Origin of the sequence: Salinarimonas rosea DSM 21201, assembly GCF_000429045.1 — a bacterium.
GTDB lineage: Bacteria > Pseudomonadota > Alphaproteobacteria > Rhizobiales > Beijerinckiaceae > Salinarimonas > Salinarimonas rosea.
Window position 1 is genome coordinate 118610 of the sequence record NZ_AUBC01000007.1, and the last position, 15921, is coordinate 134530.

The 15921-nt window shown below is 71.8% G+C and carries 14 protein-coding genes; all 14 read right to left on the reverse strand.

The features are described 5' to 3' along the window. Positions 1–156: 156 nt before the first annotated feature. The 14 genes from G407_RS0107120 to G407_RS0107185 all read right to left on the reverse strand — a co-directional run bounded on the left by G407_RS0107120 (position 157) and on the right by G407_RS0107185 (position 15860). Positions 157–927, reverse strand: coding sequence for an SDR family NAD(P)-dependent oxidoreductase (locus G407_RS0107120; protein ID WP_029030258.1), 771 nt, complete (start codon positions 925–927; stop codon positions 157–159). Positions 928–957: 30 nt separating this feature from the next. Beyond that, the gene (locus G407_RS26255) at positions 958–1863 is read right to left on the reverse strand and encodes a 2-oxo acid dehydrogenase subunit E2 (protein WP_052341057.1); all 906 of its coding nucleotides are present in this window, start codon (positions 1861–1863) and stop codon (positions 958–960) included. A gap of 11 nt (positions 1864–1874) precedes the next feature. Beyond that, positions 1875–3305 (reverse strand): NAD-dependent succinate-semialdehyde dehydrogenase, encoded by a 1431-nt coding sequence (locus G407_RS0107130; protein WP_029030259.1) that lies wholly within the window; start codon positions 3303–3305, stop codon positions 1875–1877. Between the two features lie 16 nt (positions 3306–3321). After that, on the reverse strand, positions 3322–4650 hold the full coding sequence (locus G407_RS0107135) for a biotin/lipoyl-containing protein (protein ID WP_029030260.1): 1329 nt from the start codon (positions 4648–4650) through the stop codon (positions 3322–3324). Further along, a complete protein-coding gene (locus G407_RS0107140) occupies positions 4640–5635 on the reverse strand; it encodes an alpha-ketoacid dehydrogenase subunit beta (protein WP_029030261.1) in 996 nt (331 codons plus the stop codon). The genes G407_RS0107135 and G407_RS0107140 overlap by 11 nt, the downstream gene beginning before the upstream one ends. Further along, the gene (locus G407_RS0107145) at positions 5628–6644 is read right to left on the reverse strand and encodes a thiamine pyrophosphate-dependent dehydrogenase E1 component subunit alpha (protein ID WP_029030262.1); all 1017 of its coding nucleotides are present in this window, start codon (positions 6642–6644) and stop codon (positions 5628–5630) included. The genes G407_RS0107140 and G407_RS0107145 overlap by 8 nt, the downstream gene beginning before the upstream one ends. 33 nt (positions 6645–6677) lie before the next feature. Then, positions 6678–7982, reverse strand: a complete 1305-nt coding sequence (locus G407_RS0107150; RefSeq protein ID WP_043539158.1) for a M24 family metallopeptidase — start codon at positions 7980–7982, stop codon at positions 6678–6680. A 111-nt stretch (positions 7983–8093) separates the two neighbouring features. Beyond that, positions 8094–8900, reverse strand: coding sequence for an SDR family NAD(P)-dependent oxidoreductase (locus G407_RS0107155; RefSeq protein ID WP_029030264.1), 807 nt, complete (start codon positions 8898–8900; stop codon positions 8094–8096). A 26-nt stretch (positions 8901–8926) separates the two neighbouring features. Further along, positions 8927–10732: an extracellular solute-binding protein gene (locus tag G407_RS0107160; RefSeq protein WP_245259036.1), complete on the reverse strand. Its 1806-nt coding sequence runs from the start codon at positions 10730–10732 to the stop codon at positions 8927–8929. After that, complete coding sequence (locus G407_RS0107165) at positions 10729–11460, reverse strand: ThuA domain-containing protein (RefSeq protein WP_029030266.1); 732 nt, start codon at positions 11458–11460, stop codon at positions 10729–10731. Before G407_RS0107165 ends, G407_RS0107160 begins: the two co-directional genes overlap by 4 nt. Further along, positions 11457–12347 carry an NAD(P)-dependent oxidoreductase gene (locus tag G407_RS0107170; RefSeq protein WP_245259037.1) on the reverse strand — a complete coding sequence of 297 codons (891 nt, stop codon included), beginning with the start codon at positions 12345–12347 and terminating at the stop codon, positions 11457–11459. The genes G407_RS0107165 and G407_RS0107170 overlap by 4 nt, the downstream gene beginning before the upstream one ends. Further along, a complete protein-coding gene (locus G407_RS0107175) occupies positions 12344–13879 on the reverse strand; it encodes a sugar ABC transporter ATP-binding protein (RefSeq protein ID WP_052341058.1) in 1536 nt (511 codons plus the stop codon). The genes G407_RS0107170 and G407_RS0107175 overlap by 4 nt, the downstream gene beginning before the upstream one ends. Continuing rightward, a complete protein-coding gene (locus G407_RS0107180; protein WP_029030269.1) occupies positions 13876–14832 on the reverse strand; it encodes an ABC transporter permease in 957 nt (318 codons plus the stop codon). The genes G407_RS0107175 and G407_RS0107180 overlap by 4 nt, the downstream gene beginning before the upstream one ends. An 11-nt stretch (positions 14833–14843) precedes the next feature. Then, positions 14844–15860 (reverse strand): ABC transporter permease, encoded by a 1017-nt coding sequence (locus tag G407_RS0107185; protein WP_029030270.1) that lies wholly within the window; start codon positions 15858–15860, stop codon positions 14844–14846. Positions 15861–15921 lie beyond the last annotated feature (61 nt).

The window sequence follows — 15921 nt, forward strand, 5'->3', positions numbered from 1 at the left end:
CGCAGCGTGGCGATGGTTCCTGGGAGCGGCGCCAGCGATCGGGCGACGGCGGGCGAGGCGATCGTCTCGCCGCACCCGGGTGCGCCGGGCGCCGAGCCGTGGCTGCCCGGAGGGTTCGGGCGTCGGAGAGCGGCCCCGTGCCGCTCGCTCCCCGCCTCAACGCGCCAGCCAGCCGCCGTCGACCGGGATGACGGCGCCGTGCACGAAATCGGCGGCCTGCGAGCAGAGGAAGACGGTGACGCCCGCGAGATCGCGCGGCACGCCCCAGCGGCCGGCGGGGACGCGCGCGAGAAGCGCCGCCGTGCGCGCCGCGTCGGCCTGGAGCGCGGCGGTGTTGTCGGTGGCGATGTAGCCCGGCGCGATGGCGTTGACGTTGACGCCGTGGCCCGCCCATTCGTTGGCGAGCGCCTTCGTCAGCTGCGCGATCGCGCCCTTCGACGCGGCGTAACCGGGCACCAGGATGCCGCCCTGGAACGACAGGACAGAGGCGGTGAAGACGATCTTGCCGCCCTGCCCCCGCGCGATCATCCGGCTCCCCAGCGCCCGCGCCAGCCGGAAGGGGGCGGTGAGGTTCACGTCGAGCACCGCATCCCAGTCCGCGTCCGCATGCTCGGCGGCCGGCGCGCGGCAAATGATGCCGGCGTTGTTGACGAGGATGTCGATGGGCGGGCCGACATCGAGGCGCTCCACCAGTGCGTCGAGCGCGGCGCGGTCGCCGAGATCGCAGCGCTCGGCGGTGAAGCGCCGGCCGGTCGCGGCGACGTCCGCCCCCACCGCGCCGCCGTCGGGCTCGAGGCCGGAACTCACCCCCACGATGTCGGCGCCGGCCTCGGCGAGCGCCAGCGCCATGGCGCGGCCGATCCCGCGCCGGCAGCCGGTGACGAGGGCCGTCTTGCCGCCGAGGTCGAACAGCGTGGAGATCGTCATGGCGTCGGCCTTTCGTGCGCGGGCGCCGGCTCAGAGCAGCCGGCGGGGGTCCTCGATCAGGCGCGCATAGTGTGCGAGAAAGCGCGCCGCGTCCGCGCCGTCGATCACGCGGTGGTCGTAGCTGAGATCGAGCGGGACCATCGGGCGCGGCAGGAATCGCTCGCCGTCCCAGACGGGCACGATCTCCGTGCGGGTGAGCCCGAGGATCGCCACCTCCGGCGGGTTGACGATGGGCGTGAAGGCGCTCCCGCCGATGCCGCCGAGGTTCGAGATCGTCATCCCCGCGCCGCCCATCTCGGCCGGGCGCAGCTTGCGCGCCTGCGCGCGGGCGGCGAGGTCCGCGATCTCCTCGGCGATGCGCCACAGGCCCTTGCGGTCGACACCGCGGACGACGGGGACGCTCAGCCCGTGGGGCGCGTCCACCGCGATGCCGATGTCGATCCAGTGCTTCAGGACCAGCGTCTCGCCGTCCTCGGAGAGGGATGCGTTGAAGCGCGGGAAGTCCTCGAGCGCGCGCGCCAGCGCCTTGACGTGGAAGGCGAGCGCCGTGAGCCGGACGCCGCGGGCCGCGGCGTCACCCTTCATCGCGGTGCGGAAGGTCTCGAGCGCGCCGACGTCGGCGCGGTCGTGGTGGGTCACCGCCGGGATGCGCGCCTGCGCGGCCGCCATCGCCGCCGCCGAGACCTTGGCGAAACGCGAGAGCGGCTCGCGGGTCACCGGGCCGTAGGCCTCGTGCTCCACGGACCAGTGGCGGGCGTGCGCGTCCGCGGCTGGCCGCGCCGTCGGCGCAGCGGGCGCCGTTGCGCCCGACAGCTTCCGGTCGACGTCCTCGCGGGCGATGCTGCCGCGGCCGAGCTCGAGGCCGAGCGCGTCGATGTCGACGCCGTTGCGCCCGGCATGGGCCCGTACGGAGGGGCTGGCGATCACGTCGGTCATGGCGGTCCTCCTCACCAGCTCGCCGAGATGTACTGGCTTTCCATGAACTCCAGCATGCCCTCGTGCCCGCCCTCGCGGCCGAGCCCGGACTGCTTGACCCCGCCGAAGGGCGCCGCCGGGTCCGAGACGAGGCCGCGGTTGAGCCCCACCATGCCGTAGTCGAGCCGCTCGCAGACCGAGAGGCCGCGGGCCATGTCGCGGGTGAAGACGTAGGCGACGAGGCCGTATTCGGTGTCGTTCGCCCGGCGGATGGCGTCCTCCTCGTCCGTGAAGGTCTGGATCGCGGCGACGGGGCCGAAGATCTCGTCGGTGAGGCAGTCGGCGTCGTCGGGCACGTCGGTGAGCACGGTCGGCGGGTAGAAGAAGCCCGGCCCGTCGGGGCGCCGCCCGCCGAGGCGCACCTGCGCGCCCTTGGCGACCGCGTCGTCGACGAAGGCGGCGACCTTGTCGCGGGTGTCGGCATTGACGAGCGGGCCGACGTCGACGTCCGGGTCGAGCCCGTTGCCGACCCGCAAGGCCGCCATTCGCTCGGTGAAGCGCGCGACGAAGGGCTCGGCGACGCTCTCGTGGACGTAGAACCGGTTCGCCGCCGTGCAGGCCTCGCCGAGATTGCGCATCTTGGCCAGCATGGCGCCCTCCACAGCGACCTCGATGTCGGCGTCGTGCAGCACGAGGAGCGGCGCGTTGCCGCCGAGCTCCATCGCGGGCTTGAGCACCTGGTCGGCGGCGCTGCGCAAGAGCGTGCGCCCGACCCCGGTCGAGCCCGTGAAGGACACGACCCGCACCCTGGAATCGTGCAGCATGCGGTCGACGATCGCCCCCGTGCGGCGCGAGGGCAGCACGTTGACGACGCCCGGCGGCACGCCCGCTTCCTCGAGCAGCGGCATCAGCGCGAGCATGGTCAGCGGCGTCTCGGAGGCGGGCTTGATGACCACCGGGCAGCCGGCGGCGAGCGCCGGCGCGATCTTGCGGGTGCCCATCGCCGCCGGGTAGTTCCAGGGCGTGACCAGCACCGCGATGCCCGCGGGCTTGTGCTGGACGAGGATGCGCGCGCCCGAGGCCGGGGCGCGGGAGACGAGCCCGTCGGCGCGCACGGCCTCCTCCGAGAACCAGCGGAAGAACTCGGCCGCGTAGGTCGCCTCGCCGCGCGCGTCCGCGCCCGCCTTGCCGTTCTCGCGCGTGATCAGCCGGGCGAACTCGTCGCGCCGGGCGCTCATCAGCTCGAAGGCCCTGCGCAGGATTTCCGCGCGCTCGCGCGGGCTGCGCGCGGCCCAGGGCCCGAAGGCGCGCGCCGCGGCGTCGAGCGCGGCGTCGGCGTCGTCGACCGTGGCCGAGGCGACGGAGGCGAGCACGTGCTCGTCGGCGGGGTTGATCACGTCGAAGCGCTCGCCCTCGGAGCCGGGGCGCCAGGCGCCGTCGATGTAGAGGTCGGTGTGATCCATGATGCGCTCCGGACTGTCAGAGGAGGTGGTGCAGCGGCTCGGCGAGCCGGGCGGCGAGCGCCGTCACGAGCGCGACCGCCGCGCGGTCGTCGAGCGCGTCGGCGGCGTAGTCGAGGGACAGCGCGATCTCGCCTCCCGCGGGGACGAGGGTGAGCACGGGCGCGGCGAGCCCACCCGCTCTGGCCGCGACGATCGGCGTGCCGAGGAGGTCGCGCACGACGAGCACGGGCGCGGAGGCATCGGTACTCGGCGCGAGCGTGCCGAGGCGGGCACGGTCGGCGTCGGCATAGCGGACGGGGTCCGCGCCGTCGGCTGTCTCGACGGCGACGACGAGCGGCTGCGCGTCGTCGCGTCCGGCCCGCAGCCCGGCGGTGGCAAAGGCGGCGAGCACGGCCGTGCGCCGGCTCGCGCCGCCGTTTTCCGCGGCGAGCCAGGCCGTGAAGGCCTCGAGCCCCGCCGCCGGCGCGCGCGCTTCGAGACGCGCGGCTTGGGAGACGGCCGCGGGTGCCGCGGCCGGGGAGGCGGCGGGGACCGTCGAGCGGGCCGCCGCGGCCCGCGCGGCGAGCGCGTCGAGGTCGCGCACGTGGATCGGCTGGCCCGCGCCCTCGGCGACGAGGCGGGCGAGGTCGAGCCCGCGCTCCGACGCGAGCCGCCGCGCCTTCGGCGAGGCGAGGACGCGGCCGTCGAAGGCCGCGGGGACGGGGGCGGCGGCGGGCGCCGGCGCCGGCGTGGGCGCGGGCTTCGCCGCCGGCTCCGCCTTCGGCGTGGCGGACGCCTCGCCCGGTCCTCTCGGCGCTGTGGGCTTCTCTGCGGAGATCACCGCAATGACCTCCCCGACAGGCACGCTCGCCCCCGCCGCGGCGCGGATCTCGGCGACGAAGCCGCTCGACTGCGCCTCGATTTCCAATGTCGACTTGTCGGTCTCGACCTCGAGCAGCACCTCGCCCGCGGCGACCGGGTCGCCCGGCGCCTTGGCCCAGGCGACGATCAGCCCGGTGTCCTGCGCCATGCCGAGCGCCGGCATGATCACCGGGTCGCCCTCCGGGGCGGCCTCGCCCGCGGGCGCGGGCCCGGACGTCGCCGCAGGGGCGGTCGCTTGCGCCTCGGGCGTCTCGCCGATCACCGCGACGACGCGCCCGACGGGCACGTCGTCGCCGGCGCGCGCGCGCAGCTCCGTCACCCAGCCGTCGGCGCCGGCCTCGACCTCGACCGTGGACTTGTCGGTCTCGATCTCCATCAGCACGTCGCCCGCGCAGACCCTGTCGCCCGCTTCCTTGCGCCAGGCGACGAGGTGGCCCGTATCCTGCGCCATGCCGAGCGCGGGCATGATCACCTCATGCGGCATCACGGACCTCCCCGCGCAGCATCCGGCGCGCGGCGGCGACGACGTCGTCGGCGGTGGGGACGGTGAGGTCCTCGAGCGCCGGCGAGAAAGGCACGGGCACGTCCATGGCGGCGAGCCGGGCGACCGGCGCGTCGAGGTGGTAGAAGGCCTTCTCGGAGATGCGCGCGGCGATCTCCGCCGAGACGCCGTAGCTGCGGTGGCCCTCGTCGACGACGATGGCGCGGCTCGTCTTGCGCACCGAGGCGAGGATCGTGTCCTCGTCGAGCGGCACGATGGTGCGCGGGTCGACGACTTCCGCCGAGACGCCCTCGCGCGCCAGGATCTCGGCGGCGGCCAGCGAGACCTGCACCATCGAGGAGGTGGCGACCAGCGTCACGTCGCGCCCGGCGCGCAGGATTGCGGCCTCGCCGAAGGGAATGAGGTATTCCTCCTCGGGCACCGGGGCCTTGTCCTGGTACATCAGCTTGTCCTCGAAGATCACCACCGGATCGTTGTCCCGGATGGCGGTCTTCATCAGCCCCTTGGCCTCGTAGGCCGAGGACGGCAGCGCGACCTTCAGCCCGGGGATGTGGGCGACGAGCGCGTGGAGCGACTGCGAATGCTGGGCGGCGGAGCGGCGGGTGGCGCCGAGATTGGTCCGCAGCACCATCGGCACGTTGAGCTTGCCGCCGGACATGTAGCGGGCCTTGGCCGCCTGGTTGCAGAGCTGGTCCATCACCAGGAACAGGAAGTCGCCGAACATCAGGTCGACGATCGGGCGCGAGCCGGTCAGCGCCGCCCCCACCGCGATCCCGACGAATCCGGGCTCGGAGATCGGCGTGTCGACGATGCGCTCGGGGCCGAACTCCTCGACGAGCCCGGAGAGCACCTTGAAGGGCGTGCCGGCCTCGGCGACGTCCTCGCCCAGGAGGAAGATCGTCGGGTCGCGGCGCATCTCCTCCGCGATCGCTTCGTTGACGGCCTTGGCCAGGGTGATCTCACGCATGATCCAGCTCCTTGCGCCCACGGTCCGCCGTCCCGGGGGTGGCGTAGACGTGCATGTCGACCTCGTGGGCCGGCGGGTAGGCCGCGGCCTCGGCATAGGCGACGGCCTCGGCCGCCTCCCGGCGCACGCGCTCGCCGATCTCCACGAGGGCGTCCGCGTCGGCGATGCCCTCGCCCTCGAGCCACTTGCCGAAATTGAGGATCGGGTCGCGCGTCTCCTTCCAGAGCGCCTCCTCGTCCTTGGGCCGATAGTAGGCGCGGTTGATGTCGCCGACGTGGTGGCCGTGCCAGCGATAGGTGTCGAGCAGCACGAAGAACGGCCCCTCGCCCTTGCGGGCGCGCGCCACGAGATCGCGGGCGAGACGGTTGACCGCGAGCACGTCCTGCCCGTCGACCTGGTGCGTCTCGATGCCGAAGGCGGCGGCGCGGGCGCAGAGGTCGCCCGCCGCCATCTCCTCGGTGCGGGTATACTCGCCGTAGTGATTGTTCTCGCAGGCGTAGACGACCGGCAGCTTCCAGAGCGCCGCCATGTTCATCACCTCGTAGAGCAGCCCCTGGCCGAGCGCCCCGTCGCCGAAGAAGCACACCGTCACCGCGCCGGTGCCCAGCCGCTTGGCCGAGAGCGCCGCGCCGGTGGCGATGCCGGCCGAGCCGCCGACGATGGCGTTGGCGCCGAGGTTGCCGTTGGCCTGGTCGGCGATGTGCATCGAGCCGCCCTTGCCTCGGCAATAGCCCTCCGCCTTGCCGAGCAGCTCGCAGAACATCTCCTTGAAATGCGCGCCCTTGGCCACGCAGTGGCCGTGGCCGCGATGGGTCGAGGTGATGTGGTCGGTCGTCTCCAGCGCCTCGCACAGCCCCACGGCCACGGCCTCCTGGCCGGTGTACATGTGGGTCAGGCCCGGCATCTTGGCCGAGAGGTAGAGCTGGTTGGCGTTGTCCTCGAAGGCGCGGATCCGCGCCATCTGCTCGTAGAGGCGCAGGTACTCGGCCGTGTTGTCGCTGGCGTTCATCGTCGTCCTCGGGTTCTCGGGCGCTCCGGGCCTTCAGTAGCGGTTGGCGATCGGCAGCTCCTCGGCCGGGAACAGGCTGATCACCTGGCAGCCCCTGTCGGTGACGACGACCTCCTCCTCGATGCGCGCGGCGGAGTAGCCGTCGGTGGCCGGGCAGTAGGTCTCCAGCGCGAAGACCATGCCGGTGCGGATCTCCATCGGGTTCTCCAGCGAGACGACGCGGCTGATGATCGGGCGCTCGTGGAGCGCGAGCCCGAGCCCGTGGCCGAACTGCAGGCCGAAGGCGGAGAGCTCGTCGGGGAAGCCGAACTCGTGCGCCTCGGGGAAGGCGCGGGCGACGACGTCGGTGCCCACCCCCGGCTTGATCAGGGCGATGGCGGCATCGAGCCAGTCCCGGCACTTGACGTAGGCGTCGCGCTGCGCGGGCGTGGAGCGGCCGACGTTGAAGGTGCGGTAGTAGCAGGTGCGATAGCCCTGGTAGCTCTGCAGGATGTCGAAGAAGGCCTGGTCGCCGGGGCGGAAGTAGCGGTCGGTGAAATTGTGCGGATGCGGGTTGCAGCGCTCGCCGGAGATGGCGTTGATCGCCTCGACATCGTCCGAGCCCATCTCGTAGAGCATCTTGTTGGCCATCGCGACGATGTCGTTCTCGCGCACGCCCGGCTTCATCTCCTCCCAGATCATGTGATACACGCCGTCGACCATCGACGCCGCCTGGTTGAGCAGGTGGATCTCGTCGACGTTCTTGATCTCGCGCGCGTCGAGCATGACCTGCTGGCCGTCGACGATGTTCAGGCCCGCCTTCTGCAGCTCGAACATCATCGCCGTCTCGGCGTAGTCGAGCCCCACCGGCATGTCGCCGACGCCCGCCTTGCGGATCAGGCTCGCGATCTCCTCCGCGTAGCGCTTCATCAGCCCGAAGGAGGGCGGGATGGTGCCGCGCATGCCGACGACGCCGGCGAGGCAATGCTCCGGGTCGAGCCAGTCGCAGCTCTCGCGATGGTGAACCGCGGCCGAGCCGAAGTCCCAGACATACGGCTCCTCGTCGCCGGCGAGCAGCGCGAAGCGGCACATCTTGTCGCGCTCCCACTCGCCGATCTTGGTGCCGGAGACGTAGCGGATGTTGTTGACGTCGAAGAGGATCAGCGCGCCGCAGGGCGAGTTCTTCAAGGCCTGGCGGGCGCGCGAGAGCCGGTAGCGGCGCAGCCGGTCGTGGTCGACGCGCCGCTCGAAGTCGACGGCGGTGTGGCCGAGCGCGGGGATGTGGCGATCCCAGCGCCAGTTCGGGTCGAGGTCCGCGGGCCTGAGGATGCGCGGGCTGAGGGCGGTGGCTTCGGGCATGGGGATCTCCTTCGCGCCCCCTCGCGGGCGGCGCGGCGTCCGCCGGCGCGGACGTGTTCCGGGTGTCGGACGGGCGCCGCGCGTGCTAGCGGGCGCGGCGCGGGGCGCGGGTCACTGCATGACCATGCCGCCGTCGATGAGGATGAGCTGGCCCGTCATGTAGTCGGAGTCCGAGCTCGCCAGGAACGCGGCGGTGCCCACCACGTCCTGCGGATAGGAGTAGCGCTTCATCAGGATCATGTTGCGCGCGAGGCTGTCCATCGACTCGCCGGGCTTGTCGAACTTGCCGATCTCGACGAGGTCCTTGTCGAGCTGCTCCCAGAGCTCGGTGCGCACCACGCCCGGCCCGTAGCCGTTCACCGTGATGTTGTGGTCGACGAGGGCGCGCGCGCCGCCGGTGATCATGGCGAGCACCGCGTGCTTCGAGCAGCAATAGGGCACGACGTCGTCGAAGGTGGTGCGGGAGGCGATGGAGCCGACGTTGATGATCTTGTAGGGCCCCTGCTCCGGCCCTTGCGCGATCATCTGGCGCGCCGCCTCCTGCATACCGAGCAGCACGCCCTTGGCGTTGACGTTCATGATCAGGTCCCAGTTCTCCTCGTCGATGTCCATGAAGAACTTCGGCTTGTTGAGGCCGGCGTTGAGGAGGGCGACGTTGAGCGAGCCGAAGGCCTCGACCGCCGCGGCGACGGCGGCGGCATTGTCGGCGCGCTTGGTCACGTCGAGCTTCAGCGCGATGGCGCGGCCGTTGCCGGCGGCATTGATCCGCTCGGCCACCGCATGCGCGCCGGCCTCGTTGACGTCGCCGAGGCAGACGTTGGCGCCCTGGGCCGCGTAGTGCTCGGCGATCGCCGCGCCCATGCCCTGGGCGGCGCCGGTGATCAGCACGTTCTTGCCCTTCAGTCTTTCGCGATCCATGGTCGTTCTCCTCCCGTGTCGTTGCCTCAGTAGCGCCCGGCCGCACGCATCAGCGCGTCGGCACGGGCCTGGGCGTCTTCGAGCGCCGCCGACGGCGTCTTGCGCCGACAGAGCATGTCGTGGATCTCCTCGCCGAGGATCGCGGTGATCTCGGCGAATTCGGGGGCCGGCGGACGCGGCCAGAGCTGCAGCGCGCCGGTGCGGGCCAGGTCGTCGACGGCGCCGACGATGGGCGAGAGCGCGCGCACGTCCGGGTCGGCGCAGACGCTGAAGCGCGGGCATACCCGCGAGCCGTTGGTGATGTAGAGCTTGCAGGCCTCCGCCGAGGTGAGCAGGCGCACCGCGCTCTCGGTGGCCAGCCGCCGCTCCTGCGAGAGATTGGCGGGAATGCCGAGCACGTAGCCGCCCACAGGCGCGATCGGACGGCGGCCCGGCGCGGCCGGGTGGGGCACGTATTCCGTCGTGCCGTGGGCCGGGGAAGTCGCGTCGAGCTCGAAATAGGGCGCGAGCAGCGAGTAGCCGTAGGCCATCGCCACCTCGCCCGACGCGTAGGCCTTCACGCGCTCGAACCAGGACATGCCGAGCACGCCCGGCGCGGAGACGTCGAGGAGCTCCATCAGGAAGTCCGCCGCGCGTCGCCCGCCCTCGCTGTCGATCATCGGGCGCAGCCGCTCGCCGGTGAGGTCGAACGGGTCGAAGCCGTCGCCGCGCCGGCGCAGGTCCACCACCGGCTGGCCGAAATCGGCCATGGCGAAGATGAAGCTGTGGCCGAGCGGCGTCCCCCGCGCGCCGTTCCAGGCGATGCCGCGCAGGTTGCGCGACGGCCGGTGCAGCGCCCGCGCCGCGGCGAGCAGGTCGACGGTGGTGCGCGGCGCCTCGAGCCCCGCCTCGTCGAACAGGTCGCGGCGGTAGAACAGGAGCTCGGGCGTCGTCTGGATCGGCATGCCGTAGGGCCTGCCGCGGTGCAGGCAGCCGTGCCAGCCGGCCTGGTGGAAGTCGGCGAGGTCGAAATCCTCGCGCGCGACGCAGTCCTCCAGCGGCGCGAGGACGCCCTTCTCGGCGAACTCCCCGATCCAGGGCAGGTCGACGGCGACGATGTCGTAGGCGGAGGAGGCCCGCTCGGCATTGGCGAGCGCTTCCAGCCGCAGCCGGTCGATGGAGAGTGCGCGGTTGCGGATCGAGACCCCGAGCAGATGCTCGAACTGGCGCTTGAGACTGTCCATCGCCATGAAGGTCGGGTCGGCGTGGACCAGGATGCGCAAGGGCCCGGTGATGCCGAGCGGCTCGGTGCGCGCCGCCGGCAGCGGGATCACCTGCGCCTTCAGGTACGAGCCGCCGAAGTAGTAGTCCGCCACGTCGCCCTTCGCCGCGAGCCCCAGCGCCCGGCCGATCGAGAGCTTGATGCGGTGCGCGTAGTCGCCGAAGGCCTCGATCAGGGCCGGGCTCGGGTGCAGCGAGAAGGTCTTGCCCGAGGCCGAGCGCGGGCGCTGGTCGAGGAGGCCGCGCTCGGTCATGTCGCCGATCCGCCGCATGGCGGTGGCGTAGGGCGCACCCGAGGCGGCGGCGAGGGACGACACCGTGGTGAGCTTGCCCTCGATGTGGTTGCGCATGAGGAACAGGCTCATGCTCAGGTACGGATCGGGCGTGAACAACGGCAGCACGCTCGCGCCCTCGGCCTCGATCTCCTCGAGGAAGTCCATGAAGGCGAGCATCTCGTCGGGCGTGAAGGCCTGCCGCTCGCTCGACGGCAGCGCCCCGGCCGGCCGGCGCAGCCGCGGCGGCTGCGCGCCGAAGCCGTCCTCCTGGCGCGTGCTGCGGCGCATCGTGCTCATGCGCGCGCCCTCGAGGGCGTCCTGGCGGGTGTCCTGGCGGCCCAGATCATCCCGCGGCGGATGATCTCCGTCACCTGCGGCGTCTCGAGGTCGGCCACCGTGTGGCCGATCGAGCAGTAGAACACCCGGCCCTTGTCCCAGCGCCGCGTCCAGGCCACGGGGATGGTCGCGCCCTCGATCCACCAGAGGTGCTCGCCGGAGAACGTCGTCGTGGCGAGCACCTCGTTCGAGGGGTCGACCAGCATGTAGTACTGCTCGGAATGGAGGCGGAAGCTGTTGATGCCCTCCACGATCGGGTGGTCGGGCCGCACGATGGTCACGTCGTAGTCGACGAAGTCGTCGGAGGGCACGGGGTTGTCGGGCCAGCCCGGCGGATGGGCCACGAACTGCCCGCCGATCAGGAAATGGTAGGTCGGCCGGTCGCGGAAGGCGTCGCCCATGTGGCCGTGCCAGCCGGCGATGCCGGTCCCGCTCGCGATCGCGGCGAGGAGGCCGTCCTCCTGGGCCTTCGTCATGTTGCCGAACTCGGGCCGGTGCGCCGAGCGCGCGGAGGACCAGATCGGCACGACGAGGTCGACGTCGCGCATGGCGTCGGCGTCCTCCAGCGGATCGAGGCTGTCGTGGCTCTCGACCGTGAAGCCGTTCGCGGTGAGGAGATCGTCCGCCCACTTGCGGAAGGTCTCGGGCGCGTGCCCCTCCCATCCGCCGACGAAGAGCATGGCTTTCATGATTGCCTCCCCAGGCTACGCATGAAGGGAACGACGGCGGCCATGTCCTCCCGGCCGAGGCCGGCGGCGGAGGCCTGCTCGAGCACCGCGCGGGTGACGCGTGCCTGCGGGGTGGCCACGCCGCCCGCCTCGGCGAGGGCGAGCGCGAGGCCCATGTCCTTGAGGGCGAGGTCGAGCGCGAAGGTCACGGGGTGCGCCTGCGGCTCGAGGTAGAGCGGCTTGCGGTAGCCGAGCATCGGCGCCGCCGCGGCGGAATTCTCGATCACGGCGAAGGCGTCGCTCGTCGCGATGCCGGCGCTCTCGGCCAGCGCCAGCGCCTCGGCCAGGGCCTGGTTGAGGCCGTGAATCAGGCTGTTGACGACGATCTTCATCGTGGCGCCGGTCCCGAGCGCGCCGGTCTCGAGCACCACGCGGCCCACGACCGCGAGCGCCGGGCGGGCGCGGGCGATGTCCTCGGGCGCGCCGCCGGCCATGATGGCGAGCGTTCCCGCCCGCGCCGCATCGACGCTGCCGGAGACCGGCGCGTCGATCAGCGCCCCGCCGCGCTGCGCCAGCATCGCGCCGAGCCGGCGCACGTGATCGGGCGAGACCGTGGACATCTCGACGAAGAGACGCCCGTCCGCCGCCTCGGCGAGCCCGTCCGGGCCCGCATGGAGCGCCTGCGATGCGGCGTCGTCGGCGACCATGGCGATCACGACGTCGCTCCCGGCGGCGAGCGCCGCGGGGCTCGTCGCGACGCGGGCGCCGTTCGCGCGGGCGAACGCCTCCGCCGTCTGCGCCGTGCGGTTCCAGACCGCGAGCGGGAAGCCCGCGTCCGCCAGCCGCGCCGCCATCGGCGCACCCATGCGGCCCAGCCCCGCGAAGCCGATGCGGATCGTCGCGCTCATAGCCCGGATATCGCCTGCACGAGGGCGTCCTCCGTCACGCTGTCGGCATCGAACTCGGCGGCGAGGCGCCCGTGGTAGAGAGCCAGGATCCGGTCCGAGACGCCGAGCACCTCCGGCATCTCGGAGGAGATCATCAGCACCGCCATCCCGGCCGCCGCGAGCTCGCGGATCAGCCCGTGGATCTCCGCCTTGGAGCCGACGTCGATGCCGCGCGTGGGCTCGTCGATTATCAGCACCTTCGGCGCGGTGCCGAGCCACTTGCCGAGCACGACCTTCTGCTGGTTGCCGCCGGAGAGATTGACCACGGGCGTGCGCCAGCTCGGCGACTTCAGCGAGAGCCGCACGGCGTAGCGGTCGTAGATCGCCTGCTCGGCGGAGCGGTCGAGCCAGCCCACGCGGGAGACCTCGCCGAGCTGGGAGAGGGACATGTTGTCCCGGCAGCTCATGCCGAGCACGAGGCCCTGCTCCTTGCGGCTCTCGGGGGCGAGGGCGATGCCGTGGGCGATGGCGTCCGGCGGGGACGTGATCGAGACGACTTCACCGTCGCGGCGGATCTCGCCGGCGTCGGGCGCGCGCAGGCCGAAGATCGTCTCGGCGATCTCGGTGCGCCCGGCGCCGATCAGGCCGTACATGCCCACCACCTCGCCGGCGCGCACGCTGAAGGACACGTCGCGGAACAGGTCGGCGCAGGAGAGGCCCTTCACCTCGAGCGCGACCGGGCCCGGCTCGCGGGCCCGCGCGTGGCTGCGCGGCTCCAGCGCGCGGCCGATCATCAGGCGGGTGACCTCGTCCTCGTTGGTCCGTGCCGTCTCGAGCGTGCCGCGCACGGCGCCGTCGCGCAGGACCGTGATGCGGTCCGACAGCGTGAAGATCTCGTCCATCCGGTGCGAGATGTAGACGATGCCGACGTTCTCGTCCTGGAGCGAGCGGATCACGTCGAAGAGCACCACCTTCTCGGCGTCGGTGAGCGAGGCGGTCGGCTCGTCGAACACGACGATCTTGGGCGTGAACACGAGCGCGCGTCCGATCTCGACCATCTGCCGGTTGGCGATCGAGAGCGTCTCCACCTTGTCGGAAGCCGCGAAGCGGCAGCCGAGCCGGTCGAGGATGCGCCCGGCGTCGGCGTAGAGCTTGCGGAAGTCGACGAAGCCGAGCGCACGCCGCGGCAGCGATCCGAGGAAGATGTTCTCCGCCACCGTCATCTCGGGCGCGAGCGAGAGCTCCTGGTGGATCAGCACGATGCCGAGGTGCTTGGCCTCGTGCGGGCCGGACACCCGGATCGGCTCGCCCTCGAGATGGATCTGGCCGCGATCGGCCTGGTGGTTGCCGGCGAGCACCTTCATCAGGGTCGACTTGCCGGCCCCGTTCTCGCCCAGCAGCGCGTGGACCTCGCCGGCGCGCACCTCGAGCGAGACGTCGTCGAGCGCCTTCACGCCGGGGAACGTCTTGGTGACGCCGTCGATGTGGAGCAGCGGGGCGCGCGGGGCGAGCTCCGCGAGCTCGGCGGCGGTGTGGTGCGCGAGCGTTCTCACAGCTTCACCTCCCCCGCCACACGGCGGTTGACGCGCGCGTCGACGAGCAGGACCGCGATCAGGATCGCGCCCATCACGACGAGGACGTAGAAGGCGGGCACCTGCATCAGGTTCATGCCGTTGCGCAGCACGCCGATGGTGAGCACGCCGCCGAGCGTGCCGAGGATCGTGCCCACCCCGCCGGTGAGCTTGGTGCCGCCGAGCACGACCGCGGTGATGACCCACAGCTCGTAGTTCGTGCCGAGATTGGGCGTCGAGGCGCCCATCTGGGTCGAGAGCGTGATCCCCGCGAGCGCCGCGAAGAAGCCGACCAGCATGAAGTTCGCGACCATGTGGCGGCCGACGCGGATGCCGGCGTTCTCCGCCGCCTCGCGATTGCCGCCCACCGCATAGGCGTTGCGGCCGTGGGTCGTGCGCGTCATCACGACGTGCATGATCACCGTGAGCGCGAGGAAGACCCAGGCCAGCGTCGGCACGCCCGCGATCGAGGACATGCCGAAGTCGGCATAGGCGAAGTTCATCGAGAAGAAGGACTGCTCGCCGGTGTAGAGGAACACCAGCCCGCGCACGCCCATCATCGCGCCGAGCGTGACGATGAAGGCGTCGACGCCGGTCTTCCACACCACCATGCCGTTGAGGAAGCCGAGCGCGACTCCCGCGCCGAGCCCCACCAGCACGGCGGGGACGATGCCGAGATCCGCCTGGAGCCCCACCGCGAGGCTCGCCGCGAGCGCCACCACGGCGCCGACGGAGAGGTCGATGTTGCCGTTGATCATCACCACCGTCATGCCGAGCGCGATCAGCCCGATGGTCGAGGTCTGGATCAGGATGTTGGTGAAGTTGCCGATGGCGAAGAAGCTGTCGGCGAAGACCGAGAAGAAGGCCACGCAGGCGATCAGGATCATCCAGATCGGCGGGATGCGGGAGAGGTGGCGGAGCGGGCTCTTGGTCATCTCGGCCTCCCTCAGCTCGTGGTGGTGAACAGGCGGCCGCGCTTCGACGCCACGTCGAGCCAGACCGCGAGGATGATGACGACCCAGGTGACGAGCCACTGCGCGTAGTAGGGATAGCCGAGCAGCAGGAGGCCGTTCTGGATGAAGCCCAGGATCAGCACGCCCACCACGGTCTTGGGGATCGAGCCCGAGCCGCCGAGCAGCGAGGTGCCGCCCAGGATCACGCCGGCGAGCACGACGAGCTCGTAGCCTTGCCCGACATTGTTCTGGCTGCCCATCACACGGCTGCCCAGGATCACCGCCGCGCAGGCGGTGCAGAAGGCGGAGATCAGGTACGTCGAGAACACGACCCGGGCCCGGCGGACGCCGGAGAAGGCCGCCGCGGTCGGGTTTCCGCCGACCGCGAAGACCTTGCGCCCGAAGGTGGTGCGCGTCAGCACGACGTGGAGGATCACCGCGAGCCCGAGGAAGATCCAGGTCGGCACGGCGACGCCGAGCAGGAAGTCGCGCCCGAAGAAGGCGAACCAGGTGCCCTCCTGGTCGGCGATGTCGACGTTCTGCCCGCCGGAATAGATCAGCGTCAGCCCCTGGATGGCCGACAGCATGCCCAGCGTGACGATCAGCGAGTTGAGCCGTGCGAAGCCGACCAGCAGGCCGTTGACGCAGCCCACCGCGAGCGCGGCGGCGAACATGATCAGGATGGCCGGCCCGGGGCCGATCTTGTCGTGCAGGTCGACGACGAGCACCGTCGAGAACGAGAGCAGCGAGCCGACCGAGAGATCGAGGTTGCCGCCGATGACGACGATGGTCACGCCCACCGCGATCGTGCCGACGATCGCCACCTGGCGCAGCACGGTGGAGATGTTGTCCACGCTCGCGAAGCGATCGCTCGCCAGCGAGAAGGCGACGAGGAACAGCGCGAAGGCGATGAGCAGGCCCTTCGTCTGCAGGAGATGCACGACCTTGTCGCGCGTGATCCAGGGGTCGCGCCGTACGGGGACGGCGAGCTCGACGTCTGTCTTCGCCATGATGCGTTTCCTCCGGCGCGCGGCCGGCCGAGGATCCGGCCCGGCGGCGCGCCTCGCGACG

Excerpts from the sequence above, each read along its gene's own strand:
- G407_RS0107120 (WP_029030258.1), bottom strand. The coding sequence starts at position 927 with ATGACGATCTCCACGCTGTTCGACCTCGGCGGCAAGACGGCCCTCGTC.
- G407_RS26255 (WP_052341057.1), bottom strand. The coding sequence starts at position 1,863 with ATGACCGACGTGATCGCCAGCCCCTCCGTACGGGCCCATGCCGGGCGC.
- G407_RS0107130 (WP_029030259.1), bottom strand. The coding sequence starts at position 3,305 with ATGGATCACACCGACCTCTACATCGACGGCGCCTGGCGCCCCGGCTCC.
- G407_RS0107135 (WP_029030260.1), bottom strand. The coding sequence starts at position 4,650 with ATGCCGCATGAGGTGATCATGCCCGCGCTCGGCATGGCGCAGGATACG.
- G407_RS0107140 (WP_029030261.1), bottom strand. The coding sequence starts at position 5,635 with ATGCGTGAGATCACCCTGGCCAAGGCCGTCAACGAAGCGATCGCGGAG.
- G407_RS0107145 (WP_029030262.1), bottom strand. The coding sequence starts at position 6,644 with ATGAACGCCAGCGACAACACGGCCGAGTACCTGCGCCTCTACGAGCAG.
- G407_RS0107150 (WP_043539158.1), bottom strand. The coding sequence starts at position 7,982 with ATGCCCGAAGCCACCGCCCTCAGCCCGCGCATCCTCAGGCCCGCGGAC.
- G407_RS0107155 (WP_029030264.1), bottom strand. The coding sequence starts at position 8,900 with ATGGATCGCGAAAGACTGAAGGGCAAGAACGTGCTGATCACCGGCGCC.
- G407_RS0107160 (WP_245259036.1), bottom strand. The coding sequence starts at position 10,732 with ATGAGCACGATGCGCCGCAGCACGCGCCAGGAGGACGGCTTCGGCGCG.
- G407_RS0107165 (WP_029030266.1), bottom strand. The coding sequence starts at position 11,460 with ATGAAAGCCATGCTCTTCGTCGGCGGATGGGAGGGGCACGCGCCCGAG.
- G407_RS0107170 (WP_245259037.1), bottom strand. The coding sequence starts at position 12,347 with ATGAGCGCGACGATCCGCATCGGCTTCGCGGGGCTGGGCCGCATGGGT.
- G407_RS0107180 (WP_029030269.1), bottom strand. The coding sequence starts at position 14,832 with ATGACCAAGAGCCCGCTCCGCCACCTCTCCCGCATCCCGCCGATCTGG.
- G407_RS0107185 (WP_029030270.1), bottom strand. The coding sequence starts at position 15,860 with ATGGCGAAGACAGACGTCGAGCTCGCCGTCCCCGTACGGCGCGACCCC.